Here is a 19,164-nt window from a genome sequence, read left to right on the forward strand (position 1 = left end):
CCACCTCTCACTGACGCGCGAACCATCACCCATGCGCCGGCCGGGACTGCAGTTCGGGTCCCGCAGCGGCGAACAACGCTTGCCGGCTGCCTGTCAATGGCGGATAGATCCGCGCGGTGTTGATCGTGGTCTTGGTGGCCTTGGCTTCCGCGCCGGTTGCGACAACCTGTCGGTCCCACCCCTCGGTGTAGACCGCCCCGGCCGGCCCTAGATCCAAAACCGTGACGTACCAGGGGATCCGCAGTGCCAGCATCGGCTCGCCGACCAGATCGCTGATCACGTTGTAACCGGCGTATCGGCCCATCGGCCTGCTGTGCTGACACGACATGACCGACATGTGTTCGTCGTCCATCTTCGCGGCGGCAACGTCGCCGGCGGCGAAGACATCGGCAACGCCCTCGACGCGCAGGTAGTCATCGACCGGTACTCGGCCGAGCCGATCCAACGTCACGGGCAGCTGCGCGGTCAACGGGTTGGCACGCATACCCGCACACCACACCACGGTCGCCGCAACGACGACTTCGCCGGACGAGAGTGTGACGGTGTCCTTGTCGACCCCGGTAACGGCGACCCCCGTTCGTGTCTCGATTCCGTTGTCGGACAACGCCGTCTCGATGATCGGGCGTGCGGACGCGCCCATGTCCGAGCCAACGAGGGGGTTGTGGTCCACGAGGACAACGCGGGGGTGCACGGCGCCGGCGAACACGTCCGATAACCGCCGAGGAAGCTCACATGCCGTTTCGATGCCCGTCAACCCCGCACCGATCACCACGGCGGTGGCGATGCCCGGACGCGTCGGGCCGGTGGCCAAGCGGGTCAGGTGAGCGTCGAGTCGAGTAGCGCCGTCGAAGGTATCGACATCGAACGCGAGATCCCGCAGCCCCGGTACGTCGGGCCGAACCACCTGACTGCCTGCCGCGAGCACCAGCCGGTGATAGTCGAATGTCGTTGTCCCACCAGTGTTCTGCGCTGTGACGGTACGCCCATGGACGTCGATATCGGTGACGTCGGCCACGACGTGGCCCACCCCTACCGGGTCGAGCACGGCCGAGAGCGGGATTCGGCACTCCGACAGGTCGGCTTCGTAGTTGCGTACCCGAATGTCGTGAAACGGCCGGTTGGTGAGCACCGTGATCTCGATGTCGTCCACACGCCGACCGAGCTGGTCAATCCGTCGAGCCGCGCCGATGGCGGCCCACAGCCCGGCGAAGCCGGACCCGACGACCAATACGCGGGGCATGCTGACCTTGTCGGCGGAGTCAGCTGCCGCTGCGGGTCTCGATGACCTGCTTGGCGACGTCGACCAGCTTGACATTGCTCGACTGGGACAGCTGACGCAGCATTTCGAACGCGCGGACGGCGTCGACGTTGTAGCGCTCCATGATCATGCCCTTGGCCTGACCGATGAGGTCGCGGCTGCTGAGTGCCGTCTGCAATTGCTCGCCATGCCTTCCGGCGACGATCGCCGCGGCGGCGTGGGCGGCCAACACCGAGCCGATGGCCTCCGATTCCGCGTCGAAGGCATGCGGCTCACTGGAGAACATGTTCAATGCACCGGCGTTTCGCCGCGTGGTGTACAGCATGAAGGACAACGAGCTGCGAACGCCGAGCTCCAGGACCTTCGGCGTATAGACCGGCCAGCGCTGCTCGTGCTCGAAGTCGTCGGTCCGCACGATCAAATCCCCCACGGCAGCCTGTACGCACGGGCCCTCGCCGGTCGAGATCTGGATGTGGTCGAGTTCGTACATGAGATCGGAGGTCGGCGCGAGCGTCTCGTACTTGCCCCCGGTACCGAGCAGAAGCATGCCTGCGTACTGTGCGCCCGGCACCAGATCCAGAACCGCCTTCGTGGTGGTCCGCAAAACGTCCTCGAGCGCGGCAGGCGCGGCGACGTCACGCGCCAGTTCCGCCATGCGCACGGCGAGGTCGTGATTTGACGCAGATGTCATGCGCCCACTGTCTCACGAAGGGTTGGGACTGAGCCGTCGATTGCCGTGGTGGGGAAGCGTCAGCCGAGTACCGGAAGACGGCGCTCGGCAGACAGGCGATCGAGCGCGTCCTGCATGACCGCCCGCACGTGGCGGTCGACCTCATCGATGTCCGGCGATGACCCGAACTGGCTCTCGATGTCGATCGGTTCCAACACCTCTGCCACGATCTTGGCCGGTAACGGCAGGTTGGGCGGTAACAACACAGTCAGGCCGAACGGTAGGCCCACGCTGACGGGGAGAATCTCCATCCGGATGCGTTTGAGACCCAGCCGACGGGCGAGCCGATGACCCCGGCTCAGGAACAGCTGAGTCTCCTGCGCGCCGATCGAGACGGCGGGGACGATCGGAACACCGGCCTCGATCGCGGTCCGCACATAGCCGGTCCGACCGTTGAAATCGATGGTGTTGGCCTCGAAGGTGGGCCGATAGGAGTCGTAATCGCCGCCGGGAAACACCAGGACCACCGCACCGGCGCCGAGCGCCGCCGCGGCGTTCTCCGGGCTGGCCTCGATGACGCCCAGCCGATTCATCACCCACGACAACGGGCCCATCAGGACGCCGTAGTGAGCCAGTGTGTGCAACGGTCGGTCGTATCCGAACCGGTCATAGAAGACCGGGGCGTAGATCAGGACATCGGGCGTCATCATGCCGCCCGAGTGGTTGCTCACGACCAGCGCTGGCCCATCGGCGGGTATCCGGTCAATCCCGCGGACTTCCGGCCGAAACCAGCACCGCGCCATCGGTCGCAGCCACGCTGTCACCTGCCGGACGAATGTTGGGTCCCACTTCGCACGTTCTGGAGTGCCCACGGGTGCCCGCCCTTCGTTGGGTGCACATCCGATGGTGCGTCATCGACTGGGGCGACGACGGGCGATTCCCGCTATTGGGCGACAGCGCCCGGTAGCTGAGTCAGCCGCTCAGGTGAACGGCAGGAAGTCTCCGTTGACCCAGACCCCCCAGTGCCCACCCGCGGGCAGCTGCGCCCACACCATCGGGTGACCCTGCCAGGACTCGGCCGGCTTCTTCGGGGCCCCCGGCGGGGGAACGGGGTCGGCGCTCGCGGTGGCCGAGCCCAGGCCGATGGCCGTCACAGCGATCGCACCTGCAGCCGCAACAGTGGCCAATGCCGCCTTGGTCAAATACATGATGCCCACCTCGGTGCTCGGAAACTCGATCGAACACTGAAAGCTTAGCCAATCGAAACGATCCTGTGGCAGGGTGCCTTCGCATGTTCGTCGCATGGTGGTACCCGGTCGATGTGTGCGACGATGCCTCTACGCTCGGCTCGCTCGGTGCTCTCGATCGGTTACCAGTGGGCGTGACAGAGAGGACCGCCGGATTCATGGCCGAAAGGCAGCGCGCCACCTTGTCCCTCAGCGCGGCGAAGTTCGCGATTGCAGGTGTCACCGTTGCCGGCGCGGTGCTGGCCGCGGCGGTTCCTGCGGCAGCGGAGCCCGCGCCTCCTGTGCCGCCACCATCGGATCCGGCGGCTGCCGCGCCCGGCCAACCGGTCGTGCTGCCGCCTGATGGAGCGGTACCACCCCCCGCGCCACCACCCGCCGGTCCACCACCGGTACCCGAGATGGCCAACCCGGCATACGGCTCCGGCCAATACGGATCCGGCCCGCTCGGAACACTCAGGGATCTGTGGCACCAGGCGCAGAACCCCTACGACCTGCAAGGGCCCACCGGGCCTGCCGCGCCACCGCCACCGGGAGCCGGCCCGCCGCCGCCGCTGCCGCCCGGCTACGTGTCGATGAACGCGCCCGGCTCGGAAACTCCGGTCACCGCGCCAGATCCCAACGCCGGTCCGGGCGCTGAAGGTCCGCCGCTACCGCCCGGTTACTACCCGTTGGACGGGCCGCCGCCGCCCGGATACGAATACAACACGCCGGGTGCACCGGCGCCCGCACCGCCGCCACCGCCTGCTCCGTAACGCCCACACGTCGCGAGCGGCACCCCACGATATTGGTTTGCCGTGGTGTCGCAGGGCGGCCAAGGTGGGATCGTGGATATCCACGCCGGCCAACTACCGATCACCGTGGCGACGGTGCGTTCGTTGGTCGATGAGCAGTTTCCCGCGTGGCGCGGTCGGCGTATCGCCCCCGTCGCCCGAACCGGCACGGTCAACGCCATCTACCGAATCGGGCGCGGTCTCGCGGCGCGGTTCTTGCTGCAACACGAAAACACCGAAGCGGCATGGCAATTGCTGCGCACTGAAGTCCGGGCCGCGGCTGAACTACGGGGTCGGACCCGATTCGCGACCCCTGCCCCGGTCGCCCTGGGGAAGCCTGGGCACGGATATCCGATGCCCTGGTCGGTGCAGACCTGGGTCCCGGGTGTTGACGCCGCGAATCGGGATGCCGGGAGCTCGATCGGCTTTGCGACCGATCTGGCGGAGTTCATCGCAGGCGTACGCAGCATCGATACGTGCGGCAAGCAGTTCAGCGGGCATGGCCGCGGGGGAGAACTGAAAGACCATGACGCGTGGATGGACACATGTTTCGAGCGCAGCGAAGGGCTGCTCGACGTGGCCGCGTTGCGCCGGTTGTGGAACGAGATGCGTGAGCTACCACGCGGCGCGGACGCCGACGTGATGAGCCACGGAGACCTGATTCCCGGCAACATCCTGGTGTCGAAGGACCGTCGCCTGGCCGGCGTGCTCGATGTCGGCGGCCTGGCGCCCGCTGATCCGGCACTCGATCTGGTGAGTGGTTGGCATCTGCTGGAAGACCGCCCCCGCACCGTTCTCCGTGAATGCCTCGCGTGCGACGAGCTTGTCTGGCAGCGGGGACGGGCGTGGGCGTTCCAGCAGGCGATGGGTCTGGTGTGGTACTACGCCAGTTCTCATCCAGCGCTGAGCCGGGTGGGACGCCGGACCCTGCACCGCATCACCGCTGCCCGTGCCTGACGTGCCAATGCGACCGAGACCGTATAGAACCGAGTGATGTGGCTTCGCGCAGTGATCAAAGGAATGGCGGCGGCGGTTGGGGTTGCGGCGACGGCTTCGGTGTCACCGCCACACGCGGCGGCCGATGCCGTTCCGGTCATCACGCCGAACGTCGTCGGCGTCGTGCCGCACGACCCCGGCGCCTATAGCGAAGGTCTCGAGTTCGACGGGCCAGCCCTGTACGAGGCCACCGGCGAGGTCGCGAAATCGCAGTTGCGCCAGGTTGATCCGGAGACCGGCCGGGTGATTCGATCTGCCGACCTACCCCCGGACTACTTCGGTGAAGGGATTGCCGTTGTCGGCGACCGCATCTGGCAGCTGACCTACCAGAACGGTGTTGCGATCGAATGGGACAAAGCCACGTTCGAGCCGATACGTGAAGTCCCCATGGAGGTGGGGGGATGGGGGCTGTGTTTTGACGGTTCCCGCTTGATCAGCAGCGACGGCACCGACCGCTTGTCGTTTCACGACCCCGCGAGCTTCGCCGAGACCGGTGGCGTCACCGTGACTCGCGATGGCGCGCCGGTCAACGGGCTCAACGAACTCGACTGCGTCGACGGCCAGGTGTGGGCCGCGGCATGGCCCGACGACCAGTTCGTCCGCATCGACCCCGCGACCGGCGCAGTGAATCTCGCCATGGACGTGTCCGGCCTGTGGAACTCCGGTGACCGCACACCCCGGCAGGTCGTCAGCGGTATCGCCCACATCGCCGGCCAAGACTTCCTCATCAGCGGCAAGGACTGGCCGCAGAGCTACAAGATTCGCATCGACCCGTCGTGAGCGGCCGTTCGGTCAGCTTCGGCCCGGACGTGGAATGGCGGCCAGACCGTTGCGGCGCGCGGTCGTGGCAATGCTGAACCACCATGGTCTTTTCGGGTCGGGCTCGCGGCCCGCGGCGATCCGGTGGATCTGGTCGGTGTGCCACTGCACGTCGAGCAGTGCATCAGCGGCGTGCAGGTCGATCATGCGGCCGAGCAGTGCGCGTCCCGTGACACGTGGCGTCCCGGCCGGTGCGTAGTGGTCGGCGTTGCTGAGTAATTGGTGCGCCGCATCGGGGTCGATGCACAGCGGGCGGCCGATTCCGATGACGTCGCACGCACCTTCGGTGAGTGCTTGCTCCATGGCGCCACGGGACCGGAAGCCGCCGGTGACCGCGAGCGGCACCGTGCCGGCATGGCGGCGAACCCGCTCGGCGTAGGACAGGAAGTACGCCTCCCGCTCGCGGGTGCTCTGCCGCGTGACGGATCCCATCATCGCGGGCTGCTCGAACGTGCCGCCGCTGATCTCGATGAGATCGATGCGCTCGCACGCGAGCCGGGCGACGACTTGTTGGGATTCGTGCTCGGTGAAGCCTCCGCGCTGGAAGTCGGCCGAATTCAGCTTGATCCCGACGGCGAACTCATCACCGACCGCGCGACGGACCGCGCGCAGAACCTCGACTGGAAAGCGCATGCGGCGGTCGGGATCACCGCCCCAATCGTCGTCGCGCACATTGGCCAGCGGCGAGAGGAACTGCGAGATCAGGTAACCGTGCGCGCCGTGCAACTGGACGCCGTCGAACCCGGCCTCCTTGGCGATCGTTGCCGCCGTCGCGAAGCGTTGCACAGTCGCCTCGATCTCGGTGGCTGTGAGCGAGCGCGGTCGTGGTGCACCAGGAACACTGAGCGGCACCGCGCTCGGCGCGACCGGCCGCGTGCGCCCGGCAAGTGGATTGGCTTGGCGTCCAGGGTGATTGAGCTGCATCCAGATGATCCTGCCCCCGCGTTGGGCGGCGCAGGCGGTCGCGATCGCAGTCGTCGTCGATGGCGACGTTGCGTGGTTCGGCCATGTGTCGCCGGTCCACGGTCACGTTGCCGGTGATCATCAAACCGCATCCGCCGCGACCCCAGCGGTCATAAAGCTGCTCCAGTTCGCGCGTCGGTGCATGCTCACGATCACTCAGCTGCTCGCTGAGCCCTGCCTTCATCAGCCGATTGGCGAGCGTCTGGCCGCACGCGAGGGTGAGCGGCTGGCCGACAGCGCTCATCGCGCCGGGACCGGAATCAAGAAGCCACCCGTCGAGTCGCCGTCGTCCATGATCGGAACTGCAGGACGCATCCGACGACGCGGCCCTCGGGTCGCCGCTTCACTTTCCGCCATACCGAACGCTACATCGCCGAGCGGCTGGAACGGGTTGCCGGCCGCGTTATCGATGTCGACACGGCAGCTTCGGCCGGTGATTGTGTTGCATGCGGTTGGCGAAGCAAGATGGTTGAGCGCGAACGCATTCGACACACGCATGGACGGTTCAGATGATTCTGTCGAAGGTCAGGGACCCTCGCCTGGTGACGATAAGGCGCGGCGGGACTCTCACCGATTCGGATCATCGCCTCCTCGCGCTGTGGGCGGCCTCGTGCGCCGAACACGTCCTTCACCTGTTCGAGTCGGCCCGTCCTGACGACCTACGGCCGCGCCAGGCGATCGAGCAGATCCGCGCCTGGGTGCGCGGCGAGGTCACGATGCTGCAGGCGCGCGCCGCAGGTGGTCACGCGATGGGAGCGGCCAGAGATCTGCGCGGCGCGCCACGGCACGCCGCCTACGCGGCAGGCCAAGCCGGGGCGGTCGCGCACGTGGCTGCGCACGACCTCGGTGCGGCGGCATACGCGATCAAAGCCGTGCGTGCTGCCGTGCCGGACGACGGTGAGGCCGCGGGCCGACTTGAGTGCCGGTGGCAACGCGAGCAGCTTCCCGAGGCGATTCGCGAGCTCGTCCTCGACGATCAGCGGTTGCGCAACGACATCTGCTGGTCAGTGTTCGACTGCTAGGGAATGGCGAGCAGCGTCAGGCGGCCGGGCGAAGGATCGCGACGAGGAAATCGGCGTCGTCGGTGAACGGTCGCAGATCCCAGGTGGACAACAGCAGATCGGGCGTGAATCCGGCCGCGGCGGCGTCGTCGAGAAACTGGTCGAACGCGTACTCGCGGCCGGCGCCGAAGCCGATCACCGCGCGCCCGTCGCTCCGAAGATGGGCGCGCAGGCGGGCCAGCACCTGGACGCGCGTGCTCGGCGCGAGGAACGTCATGACGTTGCCCGCCGACAGAATGACGTCGAACGGTTCGGCGATGCCACGCGCGGGCAAGTCGAGCTCGGCGAGGTCGCCGACAAGCCAGCGTGGCCCGGGATGGTCCTGCTCAGCCGCTTCGATGAGTGCCGGGTCGACGTCGACACCGACCACGTCGTGGCCGGCTTCGAACAGGTGGCCGCCCAACCGGCCGGGGCCGCACCCGGCGTCCAGGATGCGCGCTGCGCGGGGCGCGATCGCATCGATGAGGCGCGCCTCGCCGGCGAGATCCTCACCGGCCCGGGCCAGGGAACGGAAGCGTTCGACATACCACTGCGAATGGCCGGGATCGGCCTCGACCTTCCGCATCCAGATGCTCTGCTCGACCATGCCTGCATTGTCCCAGTGACGGGAGCCGATCAGACCGTTGGCAACCGGTTAGGAAGCGCCGAGGATCTTGATCGCGAAGATGAGCGAGTCACCCTTCTGGATTCCGGCGGCCGGCTGGCCCTCTGGGTAGCCATCGGCGGAGGTCATCGCGACCGCCACAGTCGACCCGACGTTCTGTCCGGCGATGGCCTTCTGGAATCCGGGCACGACGCCGTCGAGCGGGAACTCGACCGGGGCGCCGCGCTCGTAGCTGCTGTCGAACACCGAGCCGTCACGTCCGTTGACGCCCATGTAGCAGACTGAAACCGTCGCGGTATCTGCGACGACCGGCCCGTTGCCGGCCTGCAGCGTTTTCACCTGGGTCTCCGCCACGCTGAACGGTGCCTCGACCTTGACGTTGGGGGCCGTCGCATCGGTGGATCCGGTTACCGCGACGCTGCCGGTGGCTCCGGGGAGGGTCCACTCGGGTGCCGCCGCGCTGTCGGGGGCTGCCGTCGGGCATGTGCTCGCGGCGGCCGGCGTTTCGCCGACGGTGGACGTCGCAACGTTGGCGACCGAGGGTGTGCTCGCCGATGGAGTGGCCGGGTCGGATCCGCACGCGGCGAGCGTCATGGCGATCGCGGCGGCGCCGCCCAGCAGCGCGACCGAGGATGACACACGAGAGGAATTCACGGTCGCCACGCTACAGCCGCATCGTGCGGGCTATTCCGGTAGGCCTCGTGGTAGGGACAGCCCTACCAGAAAGACACTGGAGCACTGGATCGGTCCGATCCGGAAAAGCGCCTAACGTCGACGAGGTGACCGCCGCCTCCACCGCGCCGCCCGAACGCGTGGGCTTCATCCGTCAACTGGGCGTCGACACTGTCTACGTCCTCGTCGGCTTCCCGCTCGCCACAGTGGGTTTCGTCGTCGCGGTCACCGGGATCTCGGCGGGGCTCGGCACACTGGTCATCGTCGTCGGCGTTCCCGTCCTCGCCGCGACCCTGTTGGCGGGACGTCTCTTCGCGGATCTGGAACGGTTGCGCCTCCCTGCGGTGTTGCACCGGCCGGCGAGCAGGCCGGCCTATCGCATCTCCGAACCCGGCGTGGGCGTCTGGAAACGGATCGTCAACCCGCTGCGCCAGACCCAGTCTTGGCTGGACCTGCTGCACTGCATCGCGCACTTCCCGATCGCTGTCGCGACGTTTTGCATCGTCGTCGCCTGGTGGGCGGCAGCGCTCGGCGGGACGTCGAACATACTGTGGGACTGGGCAATTCCGCGCGGTCCGGACAATAACTCGTTGGCCGAACTGATCGGTCTGGGCGACAGCGCGTTCGCCCGGATCGGGCTGCAGACCGCGATCGGCCTGATATGCCTGATCACGTTGCCGGCGGTGGTACGCGGCTGCGCGCTCGTTTCGGCAGCCTTCAGCCGCGCCTTGTTGACCAGCTTGGCCGAGATGCGCGAAACCATCACCGTGCTGACCGACCAGAAGGCTGCCGCGGTCTCTGCCGAGGCGACCGCGCTGCGGCGGCTGGAACGCGATATTCACGATGGTCCGCAGCAACGGCTTGTCCGCCTGGCGATGGACCTCGCCCGAGCCCGGCAGCAGCTGGACAGCGATCCGGCCGCGCTCGGTGGCACGCTGGATGAGGCGATCGCCCAGACCCGAGACACCCTCGACGAGCTGCGGGCGCTCTCGCGGGGGATCGCACCGCCGGTGCTCGCCGACCGCGGGTTGCCCAGTGCGTTGGCGGCACTGGCGGGCCGGTGCACAGTGCCGGTCGAACTCGCCGTCGACGCCGAGCTCGGCGCGCCGAGCGGCCGACTCGACGCGGCGGTGGAGAACACCGCGTACTTCGTGGTCGCCGAGGCCCTCACCAACGTGGCCAAACACAGTGCCGCAATGAACTGCTGGGTGACAGTGGCGAAAGTGCCGGGGCGCCTTGGCGTTCAGATCATCGACGACGGCGACGGCGGCGCCCACGCGGCCAAAGGGCATGGACTTTCGGGGCTGGCCGACCGGGTCCGCGCAACCGGTGGCACGCTGAGCGTGGTCAGTCCGCCGGGCGGGCCGACGGAAATCAAGGTGGAGCTGCCGTGCTGAGAGTGGTCGTGGCCGACGATGCAGTGCTCCTTCGCGAAGGACTCGTCAGGCTGCTGACCGAGAACGGCCATGCCGTGGTCGCCGCGGTCGGTGACGGTCCATCGCTGGTCCAGGCGGTCGAGGACCACCGGCCCGACGTCTCGGTGGTCGATGTCCGGATGCCGCCATCCCACACCGACGAGGGTCTGCGGGCCGCGGTCGAAGCGCGCCGGCGAGTGCCGCGCTCACCGGTGCTCGTGCTGTCTCAGTACGTCGAGCTGTCCTATGCCGACGACCTCCTCGCCGACCGCGCCGGCGCGGTCGGCTACCTGCTCAAGGACCGGGTCGCAGCGATCGCCGAGTTTCTCGATGCCGTCGACCGGGTGGCCTCCGGTGGCACCGTGCTCGACCCGGAGGTGGTCGCCCAGCTTCTGCTGCGGCGCCGTGACGACCCACTGGGGGAGTTGACCCAGCGCGAACGGGAAGTGCTGGCGTTGATGGCAGAAGGCCGATCGAACACGAACATCGCGCGCACGTTAAGCGTCAGCGATGCCACGGTCGAAAAGCACGTCGGCAACATCTTCACCAAGTTGATGCTGCCGCCCGACGAGGAGCAACACCGCCGTGTGCTTGCCGTCCTCGCGTTCTTGCGCGGTTGAGTTCGAGGTGAAGACCGGGCGTCGACGCGGGTCACGCATGGAGATGGGGCCGGTAGGTCAGCGGTGTCGACCGCGTCTACCGATACAGACCGGGAACCGACCCGAAACTGATCGAGCCGCCTGAGCGCAATCAACCACGCCCGCGGCGTAGCCGCCGTCCGAGTTTGACGTACTTCTCCTCGGCGGCCTCGTTCTTTTCGATGACGCGCGTATCTTTCGGTGGCAGTTGGAGGTCACGTTCGGCGGGTATGCCCGCCTGAAGCTGTCGCCCGCGCTCGAGCTCGGCGTCCAGTTCGGCGCCGAACAGCAGGGCCAAGTTGGTGAGCCACAGCCACAGCAGGAACACGATGACGCCGGCAAGCGCCCCGTAGGTCTTGTTGTAGCTGCCGAAGTTGCTGACGTAGAAGCCGAACCCGACGGATGCGATCACCCACACCACGATCGCCACGGCTGAACCGATGCTGAGCCAACGGAATTTGGGCTGCTGAACGTTGGGCGTGGCGTAGTACAGGATCGCCACGGCGAGCATGACGAAGACCAGGATCACCGGCCACTTGGCGATCGCCCACGCCGTCTGTGCGGCGGAGCCGAGACCGATGATGTTGCCGAGCGTTTCGGCGACGGGTCCACTGACCGCGAGCATGAACGCCACCGCGGCCGCCAAGATCAACGCCACCAAGGTCAGCAGCAATTGTTGGGGACGCAGCTTCCAGGCCGGACGACCCTCGCCGACCTCATAGATGCGGTTCATCGCACGACCGAACGCGCCAACATAGCCAGAGGCCGACCACAGCGCGCCGAGCACGCCGACAAGCAGGGTGACTCCCGCCGACGGGCTCTCGACGACCTGCTCGATGGGTTGTCTGAGCAGGTCGAGCGCCGACGCGGGCACCACGTCACCGGCCGCCTCGAGCATGGCGTCGGTGGTGCGCTGGCCCTGACCGAACACGCCCAGAAGTGACACCATCACCAGCAGCGCGGGGAACAGGGAAAGCACCGCGTAGTACGTCAGTGCGGCGGCCAGGTCGGTGCACTGGTCGGCGCTGAACTCCCGCGCGGTTTTCCGCAGCACGTACCACCAGGAGGCTTTGGTGAGGTCATCCGGGGAATCCGGCTTGCGCAGGTCGTCCGGGTGGGGTGCCTGAGCTTTTTCCTGCGTCTGCTCGGCGCCGGGTTGTTCGTCTACCCGCGTGGGTTCGTCCCCAGCATCGCGTTCGGCCATACTCTGAGGTTCCCGATATCAGGCGCTGCCAATCTCGCGACGGGTTTCGGGAAGTCACCTAAAACGCAGGTGGCCGGCTCTCCGGGCGTTTCGCCAGCATGCTGATGCGGATCTCGGGCGCGGTGTCGTCGCGGCTCACTTCACGGAAGCCGAGCTTGCGGTAGAGCCGGTAGGCCCGGCTGTTGACTCTCAGAACATTGAGTCGCACCTGTTTGCCCCGCGCGAAGGCGTCGTCGAGCAGGGTCTCGATGAGCTCTGCGCCGATGCCGCGGCCCTGATAGGGCGGGGCGATCTCGATGAGGCCGAGAAACACCTCGCCGGGCTGGTCTTCGACGTTGAGCCTGCCGATGTCGATGCCGTCGGCAACGATCACCTGGGTGCGTTCGGGGTTCATGGTGCGTTGGAGGTGGGCGCGCTGGACGTCATCGTCCCAACCCCAGACCTGATCCACGTAGGGGCCAAGGGTCTGCTTGTGCAGCTCGAAGAAGAACTCGAAGTCGTCCGCTGTCGCCGGCCGAAGGCTGACCATTCTCACAGCCTCCGGACGTCGAGCGCTGTCTCGACAACCGTGCCGTCGACGCTCTCCACGAAATATGCTCCCGCACTGTCATTTTCGGCGACCGCCTCGGCGAAGGTGCGGCCGCGGTACAGCACACCGGCGCCGTCGTCGGTGGCATACGCAGCGGGCAGGACGCGCTCGCCGACCAGCCGTTGCAGCAGCGGCCGCCGCTGCTCTTCGACGTCGTAGTGGACACCGTTCGCGTACGGGACGAACCCGAGCCCGTTGGTCACAGGCTGGAGCTCAGGCCCGAACGAATCGGTTGTGCCGCCGGTATGCCAGCAGATGGATCCAGCGGAAATGCCGGTCAGGACGACACCCGCCTGCCAGGCGGCGTGCAGGGCGGCGTCGACGCCGTGCAACCGCCACATTGCCAGCAGGCCGGCGACGCTGCCGCCGAACACCCACACCACGTCCTGCTCGAGCAGGTGCGCGGCGATGTCGTCGACGTTCGGCATCGGGAACAGCGACAGATGCGAGACGGCAAATCCGCGCTCCTGCGCCGCCTCGGTGAGGTAGTGCAAGACGGCCTTGTCGTCACCCATCGCCGTGGCCAGCAAGCACAGTCGCGGGGCACGGCCGGTCACACCGGACAGCTCGACGGCGAAGTCCGTCAGCGCAGTGAAGGCGAATCGGGTGCGTCTGCCGTAACCGATGCCGCCGCTGGTGGCCAGAATGGTCGGTGTGTCAGCGGGCATAGGCTGACCGTAGGCCTACCTTGCCAACGCGGACAACTGGTTTCGCCAGCGCAGGTGTCAGACCGGCACAGGCCCCTCAGATCGCCCCCGGCGTGCCAGGGGGACTGAGGCTACCGTCGATGTTGGGCACCATCGCGGGGGCCGGAATGCCGCCTTCCGCTGCGTTGTCTCCCGGTATCCCATCGTCCGCCGGCGTCTCGAATGCGCCTCCTCCGCAGAGCGGATGCCGCCACCCCAACCACCCGCATGCCGGATCCTCCTGGACGGAGAGGGGACGAAGGGGGACGGGGTTTCCGTCGGCGCCCGCGCCGACGGGTGCGGCGTGCGCGGCCGCGATCGCACCCATCGCGGCCGCTCCGGCAACTGCGGCCCCGGCGGCAATCCTCACCAGCGATCCGCCTACGCTCATCTGCCGCTCCTTCATCCGGACCCAGAGGGTGAATTCGCCGTTCGCGAAAGTGTCACGGGACATGCTCGCAGCTTCGCCGCGGATTTGGGCGGAAATATCCGGAGTTGGCGGTCAAAACCCCACGGAGACTTTGATTTTGACGCAACGGTCAAATGAGGTGCGGTGCCTTCGCCGGGAGGTATCGCCCATCCGGCTTCAATAATCCCAGACGTCTGGCACGTAGCGGAAAGCGTTGCCCGCGACCGCCACCCGGCAGACGGACGGGAACGGCAGGTGAGTGGCGACCAACGCCTCGCCGGTCGACGCGAGCTCGCGCAACAGGCGCACGCGAACTCGGGCCGCCTCCTCGGGGTCGTGTTCGAAACCGTTGAACCAATCCGGTTCGTCGAAGCCGACCTGGAACACGGCATCGCCGGCGAACGTCAACCGGTCGTCGCCGGACGCCAGGCGGACGATGCTGTGTCCGGGGGTGTGACCGCCGGTCCGAGACACGAGCACCCCCGGCGCCACCTCGTACTCCGACTCGAACGTCCGCAGGTTCCCGCGATACTCGTCGAGGAACCGCGAAGCGGTCGAGCGAAGCACATCGGGAATCGGCTGCGGCATCGTGGTCTGGGAGAAGTCAGGCGCCTCCCAGAACTCGGCCTCGGCGGCGGCGGTGTGGACTTGCAGGTCCGGACGTAGGCGGTCCTTCAGCCCGTCGGCGAGCAGGCCACCGACGTGGTCCATGTGCAGGTGGGTGAGCACCACGTCGGTAACCGATCCGAGGTCGACGCCGGCGGCCTCCAACCGCCGAATCGTCTGCCCGGCCCGGGGGAATCCCGGGAATTCCAGTCCCAGCCCCGCGTCGACGAGGATGGTCCGGTCACCGCTCCGCACCACGACCACATTCAGCGGCCAATCGACCACGTCCGTCGGCAGGAAGTTGTGGCCCAGCCAGGCCGCGAGATCGGCAGAGTCGGCATTGGTGGCCAACGTCGATGCGGTGATCGGCAGCACCCCGTCGCTGATCACGAGCACTTCGATGTCACCCACTTGTACCGCATAACGCGATGGCACCAACTCGTCGACACCCTGCGTACCGAGGTGTGAAATGTTGTCCAAGCTCATGCTGTTCTCCTCCTGTGCGGCGTTCTCAAGACATGGTGGAAATGGCTGTCTTCTCGTAGAACGCCCGCCGGTGTCTGGAGTTATCCAGCGATCGTCACCTCGGCTGCTGACGTGCGGTGTGCTCGATCTGCTCGCGGAGGATATCGCCGTGGCCTGCATGCCTGGCGAACTCTTCGATCATCGCGAGCAGGGTCCATCGCATGCTGACCGTGCCTTCGCGTGGGTTGTCTTTGGTGTCGTCCAGGTCGAATCGCGCCGCGATCGATCGCGAGCGTTGGCTTGCCCGCTCGAATTCGGCGATGACGTCTGCCAGCGACTCGTTGTCGGCGACGGCGAAGGTGCCCTCGTCACGGCGTGAGTACCCATCGCACTCGGATTCGTCGAGTCCTGCCCAGAACCGTTGGAACCAAATCCGTTCCGCGGCAGCAGCGTGCTTGAGCAACGAGATCGGTGTCGTCAGCGATGCGACGAGTCGTCGGCGGGCATCGACTTCAGACAGTCCGCGCGCGGTCTCGATGAGCGCCGCGCGGTTGCGGTCGAGCATGCTCTCGATGATCGCTCGCTCGGTTCCGACGGTAATCACGTTGGTAGTCATCGGCTTTCACTCCATTCATGGTGTGGTGGGGTCATGGGGTTCAAGCTCGGGATTGATGACACGCGCGGTGAAGCTCGAACCGCGGGACGACACGTCCGGTGTCGGGAATGACCGAGGAGAATGCGCGCCGCGCGGATTCAGCGCGGGTTCGGCATCGACAGGGTCAGTATGTCCGAGATTCTCGTTCCGGGCTACATCTTTGACGGCGCGCCGTTGCGGGACGCGCGGTTATGGGTAGGCGGCTTACACCCGGCTCTGTGCCAGCTCGGCAAGGTGCTTGAGCGAGTTGTCGAGGTGTTGCCGGTCGAACGGCGGGAACGCGATTTGTTCGCGTACGGTCGACGGCACCGCTGACCAGTCGTAGGTCAGCGTGACCTCTGTCCGATCGTTGTCGACAGGATCGAGGTCATAGCGCCAGAACCAGCCGCCGAAGTCGAGGTTGGCGTCGTCGGTGCCTTGGCCAGGCAGCCACGCGATCGCATGTGGTGGGGAGAAGACCTCGACCCGGTTGGCCACCTCGTAATGCATGCCCCCGTAGTTGTCGTGATACATCGCCATCCGGGAAGATCTGGCCGACTTCGGTCAGCCGCTTGCCGTCGAACGGCTCCCGCACCCAGCCGGTTCCGTCGATCGCCTGATGTGTGCTTGGGTCGGCCAGCACGTCGAATACGGTTTGGGCCGGCGCGTCGATCGTGCGCGTCGATCTCATGGTGTCAGACATACCGTACTGACCGACGGTCGATCGAAAACTCATCGGTACCGAGACGTGTTCACCCGTCAGCGAGGCGGTCCAGTCGCGATTGCGCTTGCATCAGAGCGGATTCGGCGGTTCGGACTCTCTTCTGCAGCTTGTCGGCCGAGCGCTGCGCATCGTCGAGCTGCGCAGCGGCTGCCTCGAGGTCACGCTCGGCGGCGGCGAGGGTCTCGAGCTGTTTCTCGTAGCGCCTGCGTGCTGTCGTGACGTTGTCCTTGCGCTCGGTCACGGTGGCGAGCGCGTCGTCGTGCGCGGCGCGCGCCTCGTTGAGCTCGGAATCGGCGGCGTCGCGCTTGCGTCGGGCCTCCTCGACCGCGGCGACGTTCGGGCGTGAGGGCTTCTTCGTCGACGATTGTGGGGTAATCCGTGCTGCGGCGGGCGGGGTACCCGGCCGGGTCTGAGTGACCACCGCGGCGGATGCTCCGAAGTCACCGAAGCCCGACCACTCTTCGGCTTTGGACAATCGGCCCAAACGCGCGGCGACCTCGGGATCGGCGACCGCGGCCTGCAGCGTGGCGGTGACGTCGTCGCGCAACGCCGCCGTGGGGTCGCGCAGCTCGGCGGCCGCAAAGCCGGCGCGGGAGAGCTCTTGTACAAGTTTCCGCTGTGCCGTGGACAGTTCGCGGATCCGTTGTCCGTCCATCTCGGTGTGCGCGGCGCGTAGGGCGTCGTGCAGTTCGGTCAATCTCGGGACCACCGTCGCGTCAGTCAGCGCGAGCAGATTCACCACCCACGCCGCGGCTGTCGGTCGTCGCGCCGCGGCGATCACCTTGGCGCCCTCGGTGTCACCGCGTTTGCGCGCCGCGGCCGCGAGTTCCTTGCGCCGGGCGGTGAATTCCTCCGGCCGCAGGCGGTGGAGCGAGTCGAGGTCGTCGTTTACGGTCACCGGCACCTCACAGCGAGGGATGCCGCGTCGGTAGCCGGGCGCGACCGGCAGCCACGGCCCTGCGGGATCGGCATGTTCAACGCTTTCACCAAATACGATCGTAAGCCGTCACCCGCGAACCGCGCGCTTTCACCACACGGTAACCCGGCGTAAGCCGCGAAGCGACAATGAGCTCAGCCATCCGAGTCCGACGGCGATCGAAATGCGCTGCAGAACCCCGCTTTTGCCGCGAAGCGGGGACTGTCCTCTGATCGCGGCGCCGAAAAGAACCAAACTTGCGTCGCCTTTGAAGAGCAGGTCAGCACCCGGCGAGTAGTGCATTCCCGACCGTTCGGTCGGAGTCGAGCAGCTCATAACCGTTCGGTGTCTGGTGTCCTCATGTCCGTCAACGGGAACTCTGCGACCATGACCAAGCGCATCCTGAACGTTGTCACCAACGTTGCACACTACGAGGACCCATCCGAACCAACCGGGCTGTGGCTGTCGGAGCTGACTCACGCCTATCACGTGTTCGCCGACGCGGGTTATGAACAGAAAATCGTCAGCCCGAACGGTGGCCCTTCACCGCTGGAGCCACGCTCGTTGAAGTTTCCCAACTACGACAAGACCGCGAAGGCGTGGAGAGCCGACGACGCGAAGATGGCACTGCTGGCCAATACCGCATCACCCGCTGAGATCGACCCCGCGGATTTCGACGCCATCTACTTCACCGGTGGGCACGCGGTCATGTTCGACTTTCCCGACAGCGAGGGCCTGCAACGCATCACCCGCGAGATCTTCGAGCGTGGCGGAGTGGTGTCGTCGGTCTGTCACGGTTATTGCGGACTGCTCAACACCACTCTGTCGGACGGATCGCTCTTGGTCGCCGGACGAAGGCTCACAGGGTTTGCGTGGTCGGAGGAGGTGTTGGCCCGGGTCGACAAGTTGGTGCCCTACAACGCAGAGGAAGAGATCAAGAAGCGCGGCGCCCGGTACGGGAAGGGCCTCATTCCCTTCACTTCGTACGTCATGGTCGACGGTCGGTTGGTGACGGGGCAGAACCCCAGGTCCGCCAAGGAGACAGCCGAGAGAGTCGTGACCGTGCTGGAGGGCTGAGCCGGTGCACACGTTGAGCTGATACCCGCACCTCGCCATATGCCGCCAAATAGTGCCGCCGCGGCGACGGCGCTGAGCATGGGCCGTGAACCGCGATGGCCTCACACACGACAACGGCGGCCATGCCGGCAGCGACTGGTCGCTACCGGCACGGCCGTTCCGCAGCATGTACGTTTGTCAGCCCGGCTGTCCGGTTCCCAGTGGCCCTGGCAGCGCGGCCGTGAAGAAGCTGTGGCAGGCCTCCACCGCCGGCTGAAGTTCGGGAATGCTGCGGGCGCTGACATCACCGCGCATCTTCGAGGTGTCGATGAGGGGGTCACGTGCAGTAGCCGGGTCAGGGAAGTCCGGAACCCCGTTGTCGCGCACGCATTGAGCGAATTTGAGTGCGGCGTCCTGCTGGGCGGGAGTGCGTTGTGCGTCGGTCGACCAGCCCGGCGGCTGCAGGTTCGCACACGCACCGACGGCGTTCACCCACGTCGCCTTTGACACCGAGACTCCGCCGTAGGGGATCGCGCCGTCTGCGTTCGGGTTCGGGAAGTCCGCGACGCCGTTGGCCCGCATGCACTCGGAGTACTTCACTGCTTGATCTCGACTGTCAGGGTCAGCGACAGCCTGCGCGGCGATGGCCAAACCAGCCGAGCCGATCAAGGCGGTCATGGCGAGGGTGACGAGCGGTCGGTGGGTGTGTGCTGAGTTGTGTTTTGTCATGGCCGCCAGTCAACGCCCGGTGATGTTGTCAGC

The 19,164-nt window shown here is 66.7% G+C and carries 22 protein-coding genes and 1 pseudogene; 7 read left to right on the top strand and 16 right to left on the bottom strand.

Annotation, left to right across the window (positions count from 1 at the left end; translation table 11 throughout):
* Nucleotides 1–25: 25 nt before the first annotated feature.
* The 4 genes from ACOI2T_RS17160 to ACOI2T_RS17175 all read right to left on the bottom strand — a co-directional run bounded on the left by ACOI2T_RS17160 (nt 26) and on the right by ACOI2T_RS17175 (nt 3,136).
* Nucleotides 26–1,240 (bottom strand): NAD(P)/FAD-dependent oxidoreductase, encoded by a 1,215-nt coding sequence (locus ACOI2T_RS17160; RefSeq protein ID WP_085150369.1) that lies wholly within the window; start codon nt 1,238–1,240, stop codon nt 26–28.
* 19 nt (nt 1,241–1,259) lie between these two features.
* Nucleotides 1,260–1,949 carry a GAF and ANTAR domain-containing protein gene (locus ACOI2T_RS17165; RefSeq protein ID WP_085150368.1) on the bottom strand — a complete coding sequence of 230 codons (690 nt, stop codon included), beginning with the start codon at nt 1,947–1,949 and terminating at the stop codon, nt 1,260–1,262.
* Nucleotides 1,950–2,008: 59 nt separating this feature from the next.
* Nucleotides 2,009–2,833 (bottom strand): 1-acyl-sn-glycerol-3-phosphate acyltransferase, encoded by an 825-nt coding sequence (locus ACOI2T_RS17170; RefSeq protein ID WP_067855676.1) that lies wholly within the window; start codon nt 2,831–2,833, stop codon nt 2,009–2,011.
* A 75-nt stretch (nt 2,834–2,908) separates the two neighbouring features.
* A complete protein-coding gene (locus ACOI2T_RS17175) occupies nt 2,909–3,136 on the bottom strand; it encodes a hypothetical protein (protein ID WP_067855962.1) in 228 nt (75 codons plus the stop codon).
* Between the two features lie 197 nt (nt 3,137–3,333).
* On the opposite strand from ACOI2T_RS17175, the gene ACOI2T_RS17180 reads away from it, so the two are divergent.
* The 3 genes from ACOI2T_RS17180 (at nt 3,334) to ACOI2T_RS17190 (ending at nt 5,721) form a co-directional block, all read left to right on the top strand.
* Nucleotides 3,334–3,927: a hypothetical protein gene (locus ACOI2T_RS17180; protein ID WP_067855959.1), complete on the top strand. Its 594-nt coding sequence runs from the start codon at nt 3,334–3,336 to the stop codon at nt 3,925–3,927.
* A gap of 78 nt (nt 3,928–4,005) precedes the next feature.
* Nucleotides 4,006–4,902, top strand: a complete 897-nt coding sequence (locus ACOI2T_RS17185) for an aminoglycoside phosphotransferase family protein (RefSeq protein ID WP_409505822.1) — start codon at nt 4,006–4,008, stop codon at nt 4,900–4,902.
* Nucleotides 4,903–4,938: 36 nt separating this feature from the next.
* Nucleotides 4,939–5,721, top strand: coding sequence for a glutaminyl-peptide cyclotransferase (locus ACOI2T_RS17190; protein ID WP_409505792.1), 783 nt, complete (start codon nt 4,939–4,941; stop codon nt 5,719–5,721).
* Nucleotides 5,722–5,733: 12 nt separating this feature from the next.
* On the opposite strand, the gene ACOI2T_RS17195 is transcribed toward ACOI2T_RS17190, so the two are convergent.
* Nucleotides 5,734–6,684 carry an oxidoreductase gene (locus tag ACOI2T_RS17195; RefSeq protein ID WP_409505793.1) on the bottom strand — a complete coding sequence of 317 codons (951 nt, stop codon included), beginning with the start codon at nt 6,682–6,684 and terminating at the stop codon, nt 5,734–5,736.
* 548 nt (nt 6,685–7,232) lie between these two features.
* Between ACOI2T_RS17195 and ACOI2T_RS17200 the strand changes: the two genes are divergently transcribed.
* On the top strand, nt 7,233–7,745 hold the full coding sequence (locus ACOI2T_RS17200; protein WP_409505794.1) for a putative immunity protein: 513 nt from the start codon (nt 7,233–7,235) through the stop codon (nt 7,743–7,745).
* Between the two features lie 16 nt (nt 7,746–7,761).
* Here the strand turns inward: ACOI2T_RS17200 and ACOI2T_RS17205 are convergent, their stop codons facing one another.
* Together ACOI2T_RS17205 and ACOI2T_RS17210 are read right to left on the bottom strand one after the other, a co-directional pair.
* On the bottom strand, nt 7,762–8,370 hold the full coding sequence (locus ACOI2T_RS17205; protein ID WP_409505795.1) for a class I SAM-dependent methyltransferase: 609 nt from the start codon (nt 8,368–8,370) through the stop codon (nt 7,762–7,764).
* A gap of 48 nt (nt 8,371–8,418) precedes the next feature.
* Nucleotides 8,419–9,027, bottom strand: a complete 609-nt coding sequence (locus ACOI2T_RS17210; protein WP_067855660.1) for an FKBP-type peptidyl-prolyl cis-trans isomerase — start codon at nt 9,025–9,027, stop codon at nt 8,419–8,421.
* A 140-nt stretch (nt 9,028–9,167) separates the two neighbouring features.
* On the opposite strand from ACOI2T_RS17210, the gene ACOI2T_RS17215 reads away from it, so the two are divergent.
* Together ACOI2T_RS17215 and ACOI2T_RS17220 are read left to right on the top strand one after the other, a co-directional pair.
* Complete coding sequence (locus ACOI2T_RS17215) at nt 9,168–10,457, top strand: sensor histidine kinase (RefSeq protein ID WP_409505796.1); 1,290 nt, start codon at nt 9,168–9,170, stop codon at nt 10,455–10,457.
* Nucleotides 10,454–11,095, top strand: a complete 642-nt coding sequence (locus tag ACOI2T_RS17220) for a response regulator transcription factor (RefSeq protein ID WP_067855950.1) — start codon at nt 10,454–10,456, stop codon at nt 11,093–11,095. The genes ACOI2T_RS17215 and ACOI2T_RS17220 overlap by 4 nt, the downstream gene beginning before the upstream one ends.
* 130 nt (nt 11,096–11,225) lie before the next feature.
* On the opposite strand, the gene ACOI2T_RS17225 is transcribed toward ACOI2T_RS17220, so the two are convergent.
* The 8 genes and pseudogenes from ACOI2T_RS17225 to ACOI2T_RS17260 all read right to left on the bottom strand — a co-directional run bounded on the left by ACOI2T_RS17225 (nt 11,226) and on the right by ACOI2T_RS17260 (nt 17,328).
* Nucleotides 11,226–12,317: a YihY/virulence factor BrkB family protein gene (locus ACOI2T_RS17225; RefSeq protein WP_409505797.1), complete on the bottom strand. Its 1,092-nt coding sequence runs from the start codon at nt 12,315–12,317 to the stop codon at nt 11,226–11,228.
* A gap of 58 nt (nt 12,318–12,375) precedes the next feature.
* On the bottom strand, nt 12,376–12,846 hold the full coding sequence (locus tag ACOI2T_RS17230; protein ID WP_409505798.1) for a GNAT family N-acetyltransferase: 471 nt from the start codon (nt 12,844–12,846) through the stop codon (nt 12,376–12,378).
* Between the two features lie 2 nt (nt 12,847–12,848).
* Complete coding sequence (locus ACOI2T_RS17235) at nt 12,849–13,574, bottom strand: Type 1 glutamine amidotransferase-like domain-containing protein (RefSeq protein ID WP_409505799.1); 726 nt, start codon at nt 13,572–13,574, stop codon at nt 12,849–12,851.
* Nucleotides 13,575–13,650: 76 nt separating this feature from the next.
* Entirely contained in the window at nt 13,651–13,983 is a 333-nt protein-coding gene (locus ACOI2T_RS17240; RefSeq protein ID WP_409505800.1) for a hypothetical protein, read from the bottom strand.
* 195 nt (nt 13,984–14,178) lie between these two features.
* On the bottom strand, nt 14,179–15,093 hold the full coding sequence (locus ACOI2T_RS17245; RefSeq protein WP_067855639.1) for an MBL fold metallo-hydrolase: 915 nt from the start codon (nt 15,091–15,093) through the stop codon (nt 14,179–14,181).
* Between the two features lie 94 nt (nt 15,094–15,187).
* Complete coding sequence (locus ACOI2T_RS17250; RefSeq protein WP_409505801.1) at nt 15,188–15,688, bottom strand: DinB family protein; 501 nt, start codon at nt 15,686–15,688, stop codon at nt 15,188–15,190.
* 243 nt (nt 15,689–15,931) lie between these two features.
* Nucleotides 15,932–16,409: pseudogene (locus ACOI2T_RS17255) on the bottom strand (SRPBCC family protein).
* 49 nt (nt 16,410–16,458) lie between these two features.
* Nucleotides 16,459–17,328, bottom strand: coding sequence for a hypothetical protein (locus tag ACOI2T_RS17260; protein ID WP_409505802.1), 870 nt, complete (start codon nt 17,326–17,328; stop codon nt 16,459–16,461).
* 405 nt (nt 17,329–17,733) lie between these two features.
* Between ACOI2T_RS17260 and ACOI2T_RS17265 the strand changes: the two genes are divergently transcribed.
* Nucleotides 17,734–18,423: a type 1 glutamine amidotransferase domain-containing protein gene (locus tag ACOI2T_RS17265; protein ID WP_409505803.1), complete on the top strand. Its 690-nt coding sequence runs from the start codon at nt 17,734–17,736 to the stop codon at nt 18,421–18,423.
* Nucleotides 18,424–18,600: 177 nt separating this feature from the next.
* Here the strand turns inward: ACOI2T_RS17265 and ACOI2T_RS17270 are convergent, their stop codons facing one another.
* Nucleotides 18,601–19,131: a hypothetical protein gene (locus ACOI2T_RS17270; protein ID WP_409505804.1), complete on the bottom strand. Its 531-nt coding sequence runs from the start codon at nt 19,129–19,131 to the stop codon at nt 18,601–18,603.
* Nucleotides 19,132–19,164 lie beyond the last annotated feature (33 nt).

Source organism: Mycolicibacterium wolinskyi str. Jessa 2025, from assembly GCF_049241375.1.
GTDB classification, from domain to species: Bacteria; Actinomycetota; Actinomycetes; order Mycobacteriales; family Mycobacteriaceae; genus Mycobacterium; species Mycobacterium wolinskyi.